This window comes from Pimelobacter simplex (genome assembly GCF_900114845.1).
In the GTDB taxonomy this organism is placed as follows: domain Bacteria; phylum Actinomycetota; class Actinomycetes; order Propionibacteriales; family Nocardioidaceae; genus Nocardioides; species Nocardioides simplex.
Genome location: NZ_FOUK01000002.1, coordinates 183186 through 197608 on the forward strand (window position 1 = coordinate 183186; position 14423 = coordinate 197608).

Annotated in this window: 14 protein-coding genes; 6 read left to right on the forward strand and 8 right to left on the reverse strand. The window is 70.3% G+C overall.

Going from position 1 to position 14423, the window contains the following annotated elements; translation table 11 throughout:
- The first annotated feature begins 43 nt into the window (after nucleotides 1-43).
- Complete coding sequence (locus BM223_RS08435) at nucleotides 44-1300, forward strand: MATE family efflux transporter (protein ID WP_235319255.1); 1257 nt, start codon at nucleotides 44-46, stop codon at nucleotides 1298-1300.
- Nucleotides 1301-1322: 22 nt separating this feature from the next.
- Here the strand turns inward: BM223_RS08435 and polA are convergent, their stop codons facing one another.
- Nucleotides 1323-4025 carry a DNA polymerase I gene (polA, locus tag BM223_RS08440; RefSeq protein ID WP_038678437.1) on the reverse strand — a complete coding sequence of 901 codons (2703 nt, stop codon included), beginning with the start codon at nucleotides 4023-4025 and terminating at the stop codon, nucleotides 1323-1325.
- Between the two features lie 64 nt (nucleotides 4026-4089).
- Here polA and BM223_RS08445 point away from each other — a divergent pair, with 64 nt between their 5' ends.
- A complete protein-coding gene (locus tag BM223_RS08445) occupies nucleotides 4090-4515 on the forward strand; it encodes a hotdog fold thioesterase (RefSeq protein ID WP_052138510.1) in 426 nt (141 codons plus the stop codon).
- A 10-nt stretch (nucleotides 4516-4525) separates the two neighbouring features.
- Here the strand turns inward: BM223_RS08445 and BM223_RS08450 are convergent, their stop codons facing one another.
- Complete coding sequence (locus BM223_RS08450; RefSeq protein ID WP_052138509.1) at nucleotides 4526-5101, reverse strand: GNAT family N-acetyltransferase; 576 nt, start codon at nucleotides 5099-5101, stop codon at nucleotides 4526-4528.
- 137 nt (nucleotides 5102-5238) lie between these two features.
- Here BM223_RS08450 and BM223_RS08455 point away from each other — a divergent pair, with 137 nt between their 5' ends.
- The 4 genes from BM223_RS08455 (at nucleotide 5239) to BM223_RS08470 (ending at nucleotide 8534) form a co-directional block, all read left to right on the forward strand.
- Nucleotides 5239-5985 (forward strand): DUF554 domain-containing protein, encoded by a 747-nt coding sequence (locus BM223_RS08455; RefSeq protein ID WP_174823533.1) that lies wholly within the window; start codon nucleotides 5239-5241, stop codon nucleotides 5983-5985.
- Between the two features lie 153 nt (nucleotides 5986-6138).
- Complete coding sequence (locus BM223_RS08460; protein ID WP_052138508.1) at nucleotides 6139-6927, forward strand: ABC transporter substrate-binding protein; 789 nt, start codon at nucleotides 6139-6141, stop codon at nucleotides 6925-6927.
- Nucleotides 6928-6957: 30 nt separating this feature from the next.
- Nucleotides 6958-7764, forward strand: a complete 807-nt coding sequence (locus BM223_RS08465; RefSeq protein ID WP_038678433.1) for an amino acid ABC transporter permease — start codon at nucleotides 6958-6960, stop codon at nucleotides 7762-7764.
- The gene (locus BM223_RS08470) at nucleotides 7761-8534 is read left to right on the forward strand and encodes an amino acid ABC transporter ATP-binding protein (protein ID WP_052138507.1); all 774 of its coding nucleotides are present in this window, start codon (nucleotides 7761-7763) and stop codon (nucleotides 8532-8534) included. Before BM223_RS08465 ends, BM223_RS08470 begins: the two co-directional genes overlap by 4 nt.
- 79 nt (nucleotides 8535-8613) lie before the next feature.
- On the opposite strand, the gene BM223_RS08475 is transcribed toward BM223_RS08470, so the two are convergent.
- The 6 genes from BM223_RS08475 to BM223_RS08500 form a co-directional block, all read right to left on the reverse strand.
- A complete protein-coding gene (locus tag BM223_RS08475; protein WP_240532647.1) occupies nucleotides 8614-9306 on the reverse strand; it encodes an ABC transporter ATP-binding protein in 693 nt (230 codons plus the stop codon).
- A 16-nt stretch (nucleotides 9307-9322) separates the two neighbouring features.
- Nucleotides 9323-10102 carry an ABC transporter ATP-binding protein gene (locus BM223_RS08480; protein ID WP_038678430.1) on the reverse strand — a complete coding sequence of 260 codons (780 nt, stop codon included), beginning with the start codon at nucleotides 10100-10102 and terminating at the stop codon, nucleotides 9323-9325.
- Nucleotides 10095-11234 (reverse strand): branched-chain amino acid ABC transporter permease, encoded by a 1140-nt coding sequence (locus BM223_RS08485; RefSeq protein WP_052138506.1) that lies wholly within the window; start codon nucleotides 11232-11234, stop codon nucleotides 10095-10097. The genes BM223_RS08480 and BM223_RS08485 overlap by 8 nt, the downstream gene beginning before the upstream one ends.
- On the reverse strand, nucleotides 11231-12220 hold the full coding sequence (locus BM223_RS08490) for a branched-chain amino acid ABC transporter permease (protein WP_038678428.1): 990 nt from the start codon (nucleotides 12218-12220) through the stop codon (nucleotides 11231-11233). The genes BM223_RS08485 and BM223_RS08490 overlap by 4 nt, the downstream gene beginning before the upstream one ends.
- An 89-nt stretch (nucleotides 12221-12309) precedes the next feature.
- Nucleotides 12310-13392, reverse strand: coding sequence for a branched-chain amino acid ABC transporter substrate-binding protein (locus BM223_RS08495; protein WP_075018542.1), 1083 nt, complete (start codon nucleotides 13390-13392; stop codon nucleotides 12310-12312).
- Between the two features lie 332 nt (nucleotides 13393-13724).
- Nucleotides 13725-14312, reverse strand: a complete 588-nt coding sequence (locus BM223_RS08500; RefSeq protein WP_255319130.1) for an ANTAR domain-containing response regulator — start codon at nucleotides 14310-14312, stop codon at nucleotides 13725-13727.
- Nucleotides 14313-14423 lie beyond the last annotated feature (111 nt).

The window sequence follows — 14423 nt, forward strand, 5'->3', positions numbered from 1 at the left end:
CCCGACTTCGGCGGCGCGCCCAGGAACCCCCTAACCTGCTCTGGTGACGACGACCACCCGCCCCGCCGAGTCGCGGCTGATCCGGCTGCTGCGCAGCAGCGCCGGCATCGCCATCGCGATCGCGGCGATGAACGTCGGCACCTACGCCTTCCAGATCGTCTCCGCCCGCCTGCTCGGCCCCGGCCAGTACGGCGCCGTGGCCGGCATGATGGCGCTGCTGATGGTGCTCTCGGTGGTCCAGCTCGGCCTCCAGGCCACCTGTGCGCGGCGGATCTCCGCCGACCCGCACGACGTCGCCGTGATCGAGGCGGCGGTGCTCAAGACCGCCTGGCGCGCGGCCTTCGTCGTCGGCGCGCTCGCCGTCGCCGCGTCGCCGCTCGTGTGGAAGGTGCTGCGGCTCGACGGCCTGCTGCCGGCACTGCTGCTCGGCCTGGCCGTCGTCCCGACGACGGTGATGGGAGCCCAGGCCGGCGTCCTCCAGGGTGAGCGGCGCTGGCTGCCGCTGAGCCTGGTCTACCTCGGCGTCGGCATCCCCCGCGTGCTGATCGGCGCCGCGTTCCTGTTCGCCTGGCGCACCGAGACCAGCGCCATGCTCGGCGTCCTCGTGGCCTCGTGGGTGCCGGTCCTCGTCGGCGCCTGGGCACTCGGCCGGCACCCCCGCCGCGAGGGCGGTGCCGCCGAGGAGCACACCATCCGGCGCGACGTCCTGCGCGAGACCGTCGGCAGCTCGGTGGCCCTCCTCGCGTTCGTCGCGCTCTCGAACCTCGACGTCGTCGTGGCCCGCAGCGGCCTCGGCGAGCACGACGCCGGCCTGTACGCCGGCGGACTCATCGTCACCAAGGCCGTGCTCTTCCTGCCGCAGTTCGCCGTCGTCGTCCTGTTCCCATCGATGTCCACCGACGGCGAGAGCCGCGCGGCCGTGATCAAGGGCCTCGTCTTCCTCTCCGCCCTCGGCGCGGCCTGCATCGGCGCGACGTACCTGCTCTCCGACATCGCACTGGTCTTCATCGGCGGCAACGAGTACGCCGGCGTCCAGGACGAGCTCTGGCTCTTCGCCGTCCTCGGCGCCCTGCTCGCGCTGCTCCAGCTGCTGGTCTACGCCGGCCTGGCCCGCCGCGGTGCCGCGACCAAGTACCTCGTCGCCGGCGGCGTCGTCGCGCTCATCGCGCTCGGCTCCCTCGCCACCAGCGTCACCGGCCTGGCGACCACCGTCGCGGCCGTCGACGCGGCCGTGCTCGTCGTCCTGGTCGTGCTGCAGATGGTCCGGCACCGCTCGGACGCCGAGACCGCCGCCGCCTGAGCGCGCGGCCGTCCCGCAGCGGTCAGTGCGCGGCCTCGTGCCAGCTGCGGCCGGTGCCGACGGAGACGTCGAGTGGCACGGTCAGCTCGGCCGCGCCCGCCATCTGCTCGCGGACCAGCTTCTCGAGGACGTCGGCCTCGCCGGCGGCGACCTCGAACACGAGCTCGTCGTGGACCTGGAGCAGCATCCGTGAGGTCAGCCCCGCCTCGCGCAGGGCGGCGTCGGTGCGGAGCATGGCGACCTTGATCAGGTCGGCGGCCGAGCCCTGGATGGGCGCGTTGAGCGCCATCCGCTCGGCCGACTCGCGGCGCATCCGGTTGTCGCTGGTCAGGTCGGGCAGGTAGCGGCGCCGGCCCATGATCGTCTCGGTGAAGCCGGTCCGGCGCGCCTCGTCGACGACGCCGCCGAGGTAGTCGCGGATGCCGCCGAAGGTCTCGAAGTAGTCGTCCATCAGCCCGCGCGCCTCGCCCGGCTCGATGCCGAGCTGCTGGGAGAGGCCGAAGGCCGACAGGCCGTAGGCGAGGCCGTAGTTCATCGCCTTGATCTTGGCCCGCATCTCGGGGGTGACCGCGTCGGGCTCGACGTCGAAGACCCGCGAGGCGGTCTCGGCGTGGAAGTCACGGCCGGAGCGGAACGCCTCGATGAGCAGCTCGTCCTCGGAGAGGTGCGCCATGATCCGCATCTCGATCTGGCTGTAGTCCGCGGTCATGAGCGAGTCGTAGCCCGCGCCGACGACGAAGCTCTCGCGGATCCGGCGGCCCTCCTCGGTGCGGACCGGGATGTTCTGCAGGTTCGGCTCGGTGCTGGACAGGCGGCCGGTCGCCGCGATCGTCTGGTGGAACGTGGTGTGGATCCGGCCGTCGGGCTGCACCGTCTTGAGCAGGCCCTCGATGGTCTGGCGCAGACGGATCACCTCGCGGTGGCGCAGCAGATGGAGCAGGAACGGGTGCTCGGTCTGCACGAACAGGCTCTGCAGCGCGTCGGCGTCGGTGGTGTAGCCGGTCTTGGTGCGCTTGGTCTTGGGCATGTTGAGCTCGTCGAAGAGCACGACCTGGAGCTGCTTGGGCGAGCCGAGGTTGATCTCCTTGCCGATCACGGCGTACGCCGCCTCGGCCTCCTTGCGCACCTCGTCGCCGAAGTGCGCCTCGAGGCCCTCGAGGTGCTCGGTGTCGACCGCGATGCCGGTCTGCTCGAGCCCGGCGAGCACGCGCACCAGCGGTAGCTCGACGTCGGTCAGCAGCCCGCGGCCGCCGGCCTTCTCGACCTCGTCGGCGAGCTCGGCGGACAGGTCGAGCGCGGCGCGCGCCTGGACCATCGCGCTGCTCGCGACGCCGCCCTGGTCGGTACCGCCCTCGTCGAAGAGGAGCTCGCCCTGGTCGGGGTCGTCGTTCTGGGTGAGCTCGCGGTGCAGGTAGCGCAGCGTGAGGTCGGCCAGGTCGTAGGAGCGCTGGTCGGGGGCGACGAGGTAGGCGGCGAGCGCGGTGTCCTCGACGACGCCGGCCAGCGTCCAGCCCTGCGCGGCGAGCGCGTGCAGCGGGCCCTTGGCGTCGTGGAGCACCTTGGGCTTGGCGGCGTCGGCGAGCCAGCCGGCCACCGCGGCGTCGTCGGCCTGGCTCATCGCCTCGACGTCGATATAGGCCGCGGTGCCTTCGGCGAGCGCGAACGCCAGCCCGCTCACCCGGCCGGTGCCGCTCCCCCACGAGCCCCGCACGCTGAGGCCGACCGTCTGGTCGCCCACCGCGTCGAGCCAGCCGGCGACCGCGTCGGGCGCGAGCGTCGTGCCGTCGAGGTCGACGCCGGCCTCGACCGGGATGTCCTCGGCCGGGGCGACGACGTCGAGGATCCGGGTGCGCAGCTCGCCGCGGAACTCCAGCTCGTCGAGCAGCTCGAGCGCCGCCGCGCGGTCCCACTCGGTCAGCACCAGGTCGTCCATCGCGACGCCGAGGTCGAGGTCGCGCACGAGCGCGTTGAGCCGCCGGTTGCGGATGACGTCGCCGAGGTGCTCGCGGAACGCCTCGCCCTTCTTGCCGGTGATCTTGTCGGCCTGGGCGATCACGTTGTCGAGGCCGTCGTAGGTGTTGATCCAGCGCGCGGCGAAGCCGGCCCCCACGCCGGGGACGCCGGGCAGGTTGTCGGAGGTCTCGCCCACGATCGCGGCGAGCTCGGGGTAGCGGTGCGGCGGGACGCCGTACTTCTCCTCGACGGCGGCGGGCGTCATGCGCGCCAGGTCGGAGACGCCCCGCATCGGGTAGAGCACGGTCGAGCGCTCGGTGACGAGCTGGAGCGAGTCGCGGTCGCCGGTGAGGATGAGCACCTCGAGCCCGGCGGTCTCGTCGGCCAGGGCCTGGGTGACGAGCGTGGCGATGATGTCGTCGGCCTCGTAGCCGGGCGCGGTGAGGTACTTGATCGAGAAGGTGTCGAGCATCCGCTGGATCAGCGGGAGCTGGCTGCTGAACTCACCCGGGGTCTTGTTGCGCTTGGCCTTGTACTCGGAGTACTCCTCGAGCCGGAAGGTCTGCCGGGAGAGGTCGAAGGCGACCGCCACGTGCGTCGGCTGCTCGTCGCGCAGCACGTTGACGAGCATCGAGGTGAACCCGTAGACCGCATTGGTGTTCTGCCCGGTCGCGGTCGAGAAGTTCTCCACCGGCAGCGCGAAGAACGCGCGGTAGGCCAGGGAGTGGCCGTCGAGGAGCAGGAGGCGTGGCGGACGGTTCGGCTCGGTCACCCGGCGACTCTACCGAGGTGGACCGACAGCTCCCGCCACGACGGTGCTCGCTATCGTCGGGGCCATGACCACCGCTGAGGAGATCGCCGAGTTCGCCCGCGCCAACATGGGCGCCCTCAACGAGCGGATGGGCATCGAGCTCGTCGACGTCACGCCCGACCGCGTCGTCGCGACCATGCCCGTCGAGGGCAACACCCAGCCCTACGGCCTGCTCCACGGCGGCGCCTCGGTGGTGCTGGCCGAGACGCTCGGCTCGGTCGCCGCGGCGCTCAACGCCGGCCCCGACAGGTTCGCCGTCGGCGTCGACATCAACGCCACCCACCACCGCTCCGCCACCAAGGGCACCGTCACCGGCGTCGCGACGCCGCTGCACCGCGGCCGGTCGATGGCGAGCTACGAGATCGTGATCAGCGACGAGGAGGGCCGCCGGGTCTGCACCTCGCGGATCACCTGCGCGCTGCTGGCGCGCGACCCCAACCCCCAGGGCTGAGGCGGCGGGCTCAGGCCTGCTCGGGGTCGGGCAGCGACAGCCGCTCGGCCCGGCTGCGACGCAGCGAGCGGCGCGCGGCCAGCACCCGGTGCCGGGTGCCCTCGACGCCGGTCTGCTGGCGCTGCGGCGAGACCCGGCTGCGCAGCAGCGAGGTCGGCGCGATCCGGTACATCACGACCGGCGCCAGGCCCAGCCGCGCCATGAACCGGTTGGCCTCGCGCGAGCTGTTGGGCACCGCGGTGACCACGTGCAGGATGCCGTGCTCCTCGGCGAACGCCGTCGCGGCCTCCATCAGCGCGTGGCCGGCGCCGTGCCGGCGGCAGCGGTCGAAGACCCGCGGCTGGATCGACTGGACGCAGGGCTCGAGGTTGATCGGGGAGAGCGTCGTGATCCGCAGGTAGACCGCGCCGGCCACCTGGCCGTCGTACTCGACGACGACGACGCGCTGCTCGGGCGACATCTCGGCGGCCTTGATCACCAGCTCGATGTCGGCGACCTGGTCGGCGCGGTCGGCCCGTCGTACGGCGTCGCTCCACAGCTCGGCCAGGGCAGGCGCATCGTCGCGCGTCGCTGCGCGCGTGGTCACTGAAGTACGTGTCATAGGACCCTTGCCTCCCCTCCCGAGACCAGCGTGGTGGACCGTCCGGCGGGCCGGTCCGGGGCGCAACACTACGCTCACCGGGACGACCGCGACAGACCGATCCCCCAAGAAGGAGCAGGCCCGTGATCCCCGGTACCGGAACCGCCGTCAACGCGGCCGCCGTCCTGCTCGGCGCCGCCCTCGGCCGGCTCGCCGGCGACCGGCTCCCCCAGCGCACCCGGGACCTCGTCACCGACGGCCTGGGCCTGGTCACCCTGCTCATCGCGGGCACCTCGGCGATGGCCGTGCTCGATCCCGACCTCGCCGCCGCCGTAGGCGACAGCGCGCCGATGCTGATCGTGCTCGGCGCGGTCCTGCTCGGCGGGATCGTCGGCTCGCTGCTGCGCCTGGAGCAGCGGGTCGAGGGGCTCGGTGCCTGGCTGCAGAGGCGCCTCGCCGGTGAGACCGGCAGCGCCGAGCGCCAGCGCTTCGTCGAGGGCTTCGTCATCTCCTCGCTGATCTTCTGCACCGGGCCCCTGACCATCCTGGGCTCGCTCAACGACGGGCTGGGCAAGGGCGCCGACGAGCTCTACCTCAAGTCCGCGCTCGACGGCTTCGCGGCGGTCGCCTTCGCCGCCGCCTTCGGGTGGGGCGTCGCGGCGAGCGTGCTCACGCTGGTCGTCGTCCAGGGCTCGCTCACGCTGGCCGGGCTCGGCCTGGGCGACGTCCTCCCGGACGCCGAGCTCGCCGCGCTGACCGCCACCGGCGGGCTGCTCCTCGTCGGCGTGGCACTGCGCCTGCTCGACCTCAAGCCCGTCGCGGTGGCCGACCTGCTGCCCGCGCTCGCCCTCGCGCCGCTGCTCACCGCCGCCGTCGGCGCCCTGCGCTGAGGCCGCGCCGAGACCCCACCGATACCCCTCCGAAACCCGCCCGAGACCGCGCCGAGACCGCGCCGAGACCGACGGAGCGTCACGACGCGCCGATTCGCAGATCCGGCGCCAAGGTCCTCGTGCAACGGGCCCTGATAGGCCTACAGTGCGGCCATGCGACGTACTCGGATCCTCGCCCTCGGCATCGCCGGCCTGACCACTCTCGCGCTCGGAGCCTGCGGCTCGGAGGACAGCAAGTCCAGCACCGGCGCCGACATCGTCACCAAGGGCACCCTCACCGTGTGCTCCGACGTGCCCTACCCGCCGTTCGAGGACTTCGACAAGTCCAGTCCCACCGGCTTCAAGGGCTTCGACGTCGACATCGTCTCCGAGGTCGCCAAGCGGCTCGACCTCAAGCTGAAGATCCAGGACTCGTCCTTCGACGCGCTCCAGAGCGGCCAGGCGCTCGCCGCGGGCCAGTGCGACCTGGCGGCGTCCGCGATGACGATCACCGACGACCGCAAGAAGAACCTCGACTTCTCCGACGGCTACTACGACTCGAAGCAGTCGCTGCTCGTGCCGGCCGACAGCAAGATCGCGGCCATCGGCGACCTCGACGGCGTCAAGGTCGGCGTCCAGCAGGGCACCACCGGCAAGACCTACACCGAGGAGAACGCCAAGGGGGCCGACATCATCACGTTCCCCAGCGACGCCGAGATGTTCCAGGCGATCAAGGCCGGCCAGGTCCAGGCGCTGCTCCAGGACCTCCCGGTCAACCTCGACCACACCCGTGACGGCAAGTTCAAGATCGTCGAGCAGTACGACACCAGCGAGGAGTACGGCTTCGCCATGAAGAAGGGCAACAGCCAGCTCGTCGACGACGTCGACGGTGCCCTCGAGGAGATGCACAAGGACGGTACCTACGACACGATCTACGCGAAGTACTTCACGACCGAGAACTAGTCGGGCGGGGCTTCGCGAAGGGGGGATGGAGTGACCCGCAGGCAGCGCGCCGCGCTGATCCAGGTCGTGCTGTACGCCGTGCTCGTCGTGGGCATCGTCGTGCTCGCGCTGGTAGCCGACTGGCCGACGATCCGCGACAACTTCTGGAACCCGGACGGCGTCTCGTGGGCCGACGGCAACTGGCAGGACCTGATCACCATCGGTCTGGTCAACACCGTCAAGTACACCGCGATCGCGTTCGGCGGCGGGCTCGCGCTGGGCCTGCTGCTCGCGCTGATGCGGCTCTCCCCCGTGGCGCCCTACCGGTGGCTGGCGACCGCCTACATCGAGTTCTTCCGCGGTCTGCCGGCGCTGGTCGTCATGGTCTTCATGGCGACCGGCCTGCCGATCGCCTTCGGCTGGACGCCGCCGGGCGGCCTGGTCGGCGCGGGCCTGATCGGCCTGATCCTGGTGGCCGGCGCCTACATGGCCGAGACCCTGCGCGCCGGCATCCAGGCGGTGCCCAAGGGCCAGACCGAAGCCGCGCGGTCGCTGGGCATGCGCCCCGGGGCGACCACCGTCCGGGTGGTGCTCCCCCAGGCGTTCCGGATCGTCATCCCGCCGCTGACCAACGAGTTCGTGCTGCTCATCAAGGACACCGCGCTCCTCTTCCTGCTCGGCGCCGCCGCCGACCAGCGCGAGCTGACCTCCGTCGCCCGCGACTTCCTGTCCAGCGGCCCGTCCACCGGTACCGCGACCAGCCTGATCCAGGCCGCGATCCTGTACCTCGTCATCACCCTGCCGCTCACCCAGCTCGTCGCCTGGCTCGAGCGCCGCCAGAGGAGGGCCGTCCGATGACCGCCGAGCAGACCTCGCTCCCCCGCGAGCCCGGTGCCCCGGTGCCGGCGATCCAGGTCCGCGGCCTGCACAAGCACTACGGCAGGCACGAGGTGCTCCAGGGCATCGACTTCCAGGTCGACGCCGGCCAGGTCGTGTGCGTCATCGGCCCCTCCGGCTCCGGGAAGTCGACGCTGCTGCGCTGCGTGAACCGGCTCGAGGAGCCCACCTCCGGCGAGATCCTCATCGAGGGCATCGACATCTGCGACCGCCGTACCGACCTCGACGACATCCGCTCCCGGATAGGCATGGTGTTCCAGCAGTTCAACCTGTTCCCGCACCTGTCCGTCCTCAAGAACCTCACCCTCGCCCAGCGCAACGTGCGCCGGCGCAGCAAGGACGAAGCCGTCGAGATCGCCCGCCAGACCCTGGCCAAGGTCGGCCTCTCCGACAAGGAGTCGGCCTACCCGGCCCACCTCTCCGGCGGCCAGCAGCAGCGCGTCGCCATCGCCCGCGCCCTCTCGATGAACCCCGACATGATGCTCTTCGACGAGCCCACCAGCGCCCTCGACCCCGAGCTCGTCGGCGACGTCCTCGCCGTGATGAAGGAGCTCGCCCAGGAGGGCATGACGATGATGGTCGTCACCCACGAGATGGGCTTCGCCCGCGAGGTCGGCGACCACCTGGTCTTCATGGACGGCGGCGTCGTGGTCGAGGAGGGCCGCCCGGCCGACGTCCTGAGCCACCCGCAGCACGAGCGGACGCAGTCGTTCCTGTCGAAGGTGCTCTAGGGCGTCTGCTGCGCAGGAGCGCACGACGAAGGGCCCCGGCGGTGCCGGGGCCCTTCGTCGTCGTCGTGCCGCGGGAGGCCTAGAGGTCGCCGCCCAGGTAGGCGGCCTTGACCGCCGGGTCGACCGCGAGCTCGGCACCGGTGCCGGACCGCTTGATCTCGCCGGTCTCGAGCACGTGCGCGTCGTGCGAGCGCTTGAGCGCCTGCGCGGCGTTCTGCTCGACGAGCAGCACGGTGGTGCCCTGCTCGTTGATCTCCGTGATGATGTTGAAGATCTGCTGGATCAGCTTGGGCGCCAGTCCCATCGACGGCTCGTCGAGCAGCAGCAGCCGCGGCCGGGACATGAGTGCCCGGCCGATCGCCAGCATCTGCTGCTCGCCGCCCGACATCGTGCCCGAGACCTGGTCGATCCGCTCGGCCAGCCGCGGGAACAGCCCGAGCACGCGATCGACATCCTCGCGATAGGCCGCCGACTTGCGGTCGTTGCGCGTGAACGCGCCCATCTCGAGGTTCTCGCGCACCGTCATGCCGACGAAGCAGCGCCGGCCCTCCGGGGACTGCCCGATGCCGAGCTTGACGCGCTCGTACGGCGGGATGTCGTTGATGTCCTTTCCGTCGAACCTGACCGAGCCGGCGCGGATCTTGCGCAGGCCGGAGATCGTCTTCAGGGTGGTCGTCTTGCCGGCCCCGTTGGCACCGATCAACGTGGTGACGGTGCCCTCGGGGACGGCGAAGCTGATGTCACGGATGGCCTCGATGTGTCCGTAGTTCACACACAGGCCCTCGACCTCAAGAAGCATCTTCCTCGTCCACTCCCAGGTAGGCGGCGATCACCGCGGGGTTGTCACGGATCTCGGCGGGACTGCCCTCGGCGATCTTGCTGCCGAACTCCAGCACGACGATCCGATCGGTCACGCCCATCACGAGCTTCATGTCGTGCTCGATGAGGAGCACGGTGAAGCCCTGGTCGCGAACCTTGCGGATGAGGTTCATCAGCTCGACCTTCTCGGCCGGGTTGAAGCCGGCCGCGGGCTCGTCGAGGCAGATGAGCTTGGGGTTGGTCGCCATCGCCCGGGCGATCTCCAGGCGCCGCTGGTCGCCGTACGAGAGGTTGGCGGCGAGCTCGTCGGCCTTGCGGTGGATGCCCATGAAGCGCAGCAGCTCCATCGCACGGTCGTGCCCGTCGCGCTCCTCCCGGCGGTGCTTCGGCAGCCGGAACAGCGCGGTGAGCATGCCCGTGCTGTGCTGGGCGTCGGCCCCCACGAGCACGTTCTCGAGCGCCGTCATCGTCGGGAACAAGCGGATGTTCTGGAAGGTGCGCGCGATCCCCCGCTGGGTGATCTTGTGCTTCTTGAGCCCGACGATCGAGCCTCCCTGGAACAGGATGTTGCCCGACGTGGGGCGGTAGACGCCGGTGACGGCGTTGAAGCACGTCGTCTTGCCGGCGCCGTTGGGGCCGATCAGGCCGAGGATCTCGCCCTCGTTGATGTGGAAGGTGACGTCGTCCAGCGCGGTCAGGCCGCCGAACTTCAAGGTGAGGTTCTGGACCTCGAGAATGGCCTCAGGCACGAGCGGTCTCCTCTCCTCCGGCGCCCTCTTCGAGCTCGTCGAGCTCCTGCTCCAGCTGCTTGGCGCGCACCGTGCGTCGCGGGGGCAGGAGCCCCTGCGGCCGCAGCGTGGCCAGCAGCACGAGCGCCAGGCCGAAGGCCAGCACCCGGAAGTCCTCGAACCCGCGGAAGCGCTCGGGCAGGTAGGCCACCAGGAAGGCGCCGATCAGCACGCCCCAGCGGTTGCCCTGACCACCGACCACGACGGCCGCGAGGTAGAGGATCGAGAAGAGCAGCAGGAAGGACTGCGGATTGATGAAGCTCTGCTGAGTCGCGAACAGGCCGCCGGCCAGACCACCCACGAAGGCACCGGTGGCGAAGGCGAGCAGCTTGAACTTGAACGTCGGGACGCCCATCAGCTCGGCGGCGTCCTCGTCCTCGCGGGTCGCCTCCCAGGCCCGGCCGACGCGGCTGTTCTTGATCAGCCGGTCGGCGAAAAGGACCACGATGACGGCGGTCAGGGCCACCCAGTAGAAGGGCACGGCGTCGGAGTAGCCGAAGATCAGGAACTTGGTGGTGTCCTTCGTGTCGAGCAGGACCGTTCCGTTGCCCCAGAACAGGTGCGGCAGCTCGAACAGGCCGTCGGGCGCGTCGCCGACGTTGGGCGGCCGGCCGATGTTGTTGATGCCCTTCGAGGCACCCAGCCACTCGGTGTTGAGGACGACCAGGCGGATGATCTCGCCGAAGCCGAGGGTCACGATGGCGAGGTAGTCGCCCCGCACCCGCAGCGTCGGTGCGCCCAGGATGATGCCCGACACCATGGCGGCCACGACGCCCACCGGGATGGCCAGCAGGAGCGGCCAGCTCGCGTGGAACGAGGTGAGGATCGCGACCGTGTAGGCACCGATGGCGTAGAAGCCGACGTACCCGAGGTCGAGCAGGCCCGCGTACCCGACGACGATGTTGAGGCCCAGCGCCACCAGGCAGTAGATGCTGACGGTGAACAGCACGCTCGCGAAGTCCGAGTCGGGCGTCGACAGGATCGGGGGCTCGAGCAGGGGCAGCGCATAGGCGAGCAGCGCCAGCAGCAGCCAGATCAGGATCTTGACGGGCTTCGGGAGCGACGTCACCTTCGACTTCAGTCCGGTGTTCATGCGCGCGCCTTTCCGAGCGACTCGCCCAAGAGGCCGGTGGGCCGGACGAGGAGGATCAGCACCAGCAGGACGAACGCGATGACGTCGCGCCACTGGCTGCCGATCAGCGCCTGACCCCAGTTCTCGGCGACGCCGAGCACGAGCCCGCCCAGCAGGGCGCCGCGCAGGTTGCCGATGCCTCCGAGCACCGCTGCGGTGAACGCCTTGACACCCAGCAGGAAGCCGACCTGGTAGTTGGTCGCGTCGAGCTTGAGCATGTAGAGGAAGGCGGCCACACCGGCCATCAGGCCGCCGATGAGGAAGGTGTACTGGATGGTCCGGGTCGGGTTGACGCCCATCAGCGCGGCCGTCTCGGGGTCCTGGGCCGTGGCCCGGATGCCCTTGCCGAGACGGGACCGGCGGACGAACTGGTCGAGCAGGATCATCATGCCGATCGCAGCGACGATCACGATGACGTCGATGCTGGAGATCGAGACCCCGGCGACCTCGAAGCGCGGCTTCTCGATCGCCCCGGCCATGCTGTTGTTGATCTTGGCCTTGCGGACGTACTCGGACAGGTTGTCGTCGAGGTGGAGCCAGCCCGCGATCCGGTCGCGCAGGCCCATCAGCTCGGCCAGGACGAAGGACGCGCCGATCGCCGAGATGAGGGCGATGAGGCGCGGTGCGTCGCGCTTGATGAGCGGCCGGTAGGCCACCCGCTCGAGCGCGAGCGCGATCAGGGCCGACAGCGCCATCGCCGCGAGCAGGGCGGCGATGAGGATCGCGATCAGCTGCACCCCGTCGGCGTCGGCGGCCCCGAGGGCCATGACCACCCACAGGGTCGCGAACGTGCCGTACATGAACACTTCGGAGTGAGCGAAGTTGATGAGCTGCAGAACGCCGTAAACCATCGTGTAGCCCAGCGCGATCAGCGCGTAGATGGCACCAAAAGCGAGCCCGGTGATGGTGAGCTCGGGAAGGTTGCTGAAGAAGAAGTCGAAGTTCAAGGCTTGTTGCCCCCAGTTCTGGACAGGGACGCGGCCGGGGACTGCGTCCCCGGCCGCGTCTCTGTCATGTCGGACGAATCAGCGCTCGATCACTTGATCTCGCCCTCGGGGACGATCGCACCGTCCTTGACCGTGTACGCGTACACGTGGACGTCGGCCGGCTCGCCCTTGTCGTCGAACTTCAGCTGCTTGGTGATGCCCTTCTCGTCGTAGTCGTTGACGAACTTGAGCATGTCCTCGCGGTTGTCGATGCCGTCACCGATGCCGTCGAGGAAGATGTTCGCGGCGTCGTACGACTCGGCGGCGTAGGTGCCGGGAGCCTCACCGAACGCGGCCTCGTAGTCCTTCGCGAACTGCGCCACGGCCGGGTCGGTGTCCGGGATGCAGGGGCACGTGATGATGGTGCCCTCGGCCGCGTCCTTCGCGTCGAGGAAGGCGGGGTCCTTCACGCCGTCGGCCACGACGAACGTGCCGTCCCAGCCGCCGTCGCGCAGCTGGCCGATGAGCAGCGTCGCCTCGGCGTAGTAGCCACCGAAGAAGACGGCGTCCGGCTTCGCGGAGGTCACCTTGGTGACGGTGGCCGAGAAGTCGGTCTGCTTCTGCTGGATGGTGTCGGTGCCCTTGACCGCGTCGCCGAGGTCCTTCTCGACGATGCCGGCCAGGCCGGCGCCGTACTCGGAGGCGTCGTCGATCACGAAGACCGAGGCGGCCTTGAGCGTGTCCTTGATGTAGCGCGCGGCGGCCGGACCCTGCGTGGCGTCGTTGCCGAGCGCCCGGTGGAAGGTGTCCCAGCCGTTGTCGGCGAGCGTCGGGTTGGTGGCCGACGGCGTGATCGTCGGGACGCCCACGTCCGCGAAGATCGGGCCCGCCGCAGCGGACTCACCGGAGAAGGCCGGGCCCACGACACCGATGATGCTCTCGTCGCCGACGACGTCGCGCGCCAGACCCGGAGCGGCGTCCGGGCTGCCCTGCGAGTCGTACTTCACGAGCTCGACCTTGCAGTCGGCGTCGGCGTTGTACTGGTCGACGGCGAGCTTGGCGCCCTGGATGATCGGCTTGCCGAGGCCGGCGGCGTCACCGGTCTCCGGACCGAAGAAGGCGAGCTTCAGATCGCAGGCAGCGTCACTGCCACCGCCCTTGCCGTCCTCCTTGGTCGTCCCACAAGCAGTCATGGTCAACCCGAGAGCCAGCGCTGCAGCGCCGATGCTGAGTACCTTGTTGCGCCTCAAGACAGTCCCGCTTCCTAGTCGAGCCGAGGGGCAGCGGTGGCTGCCCGCAGAGTTCTTTCTGCCACGGGAACCTACACCGGCGGGACCGCCCGTTGGAAGCGACTCAGTGGTCCAGATCACAAATCATGACGAATCTGTTACCTGAGCGACGCGACCGTCGGATGATTTGCGGCGCGACGACACAGCGGCGCAACGTGGGACGCCTGCTCCCCCGACCCGGCTCCGGGTCGTCTCGATCGTCTCTCGGGGGCCTTGCCCCGGCCGCGGGGCGTGCCTCAGCCCTGGCTGCCCGCGGCGCCCTGCCCGGGCACACCGTGGGTGACGACGCCCTCGGCGACCTCGCGCATCGACATCCGCAGGTCCATCGCCGTCTTCTGGATCCAGCGGAACGCCTCGGACTCGCTGAGCGAGAGCTCCTCCTGGAGGATCCCCTTGGCCCGGTCGACCGCCTTGCGCGTGGCCAGCCGCTCCTTGAGGTCGGTGACCTCGCTCTCGAGCTGCACGATCTCGGCGAACCGGCTCAGCGCCATCTCGATCGCCGGCACCAGGTCGCTCTGCGAGAACGGCTTGACCAGGTACGACATCGCCCCCGCCTCGCGCGCCCGCTCGACCAGGTCGCGCTGCGAGAACGCCGTCAGCATCACCACCGGCGCGATCCGCTGGCTCGCGATCGCCTCGGCGGCGGCGATGCCGTCGAGCACCGGCATCTTCACGTCGAGGATGACCAGGTCCGGGCGCAGCTCCTCGGCCAGCTCGATGGCCCGCTGCCCGTCGCCGGCCTGGCCGACGACGTCGTACCCCTCCTCGGCGAGCATCTCGGCGAGATCCATCCGGATCAGGGTCTCGTCCTCGGCGATCACCACCGTGCGGGGCGTCTGCGTCGGCGTCGGCTGCGCGGTCGGGGCGGTCTCGGCGCTGTCGGTCACGCGCTCAGGCTATCGGGCCGGGCGGTGTGGGTGATGACGACCTTCTCG

Coding starts and splice junctions, on each gene's coding strand:
- BM223_RS08445 (WP_052138510.1), top strand. CDS start 4,090: ATGACCACCGCTGAGGAGATCGCCGAGTTCGCCCGCGCCAACATGGGC.
- BM223_RS08460 (WP_052138508.1), top strand. CDS start 6,139: ATGCGACGTACTCGGATCCTCGCCCTCGGCATCGCCGGCCTGACCACT.
- BM223_RS08470 (WP_052138507.1), top strand. CDS start 7,761: ATGACCGCCGAGCAGACCTCGCTCCCCCGCGAGCCCGGTGCCCCGGTG.
- BM223_RS08485 (WP_052138506.1), bottom strand. CDS start 11,234: ATGAACACCGGACTGAAGTCGAAGGTGACGTCGCTCCCGAAGCCCGTC.
- BM223_RS08495 (WP_075018542.1), bottom strand. CDS start 13,392: ATGACTGCTTGTGGGACGACCAAGGAGGACGGCAAGGGCGGTGGCAGT.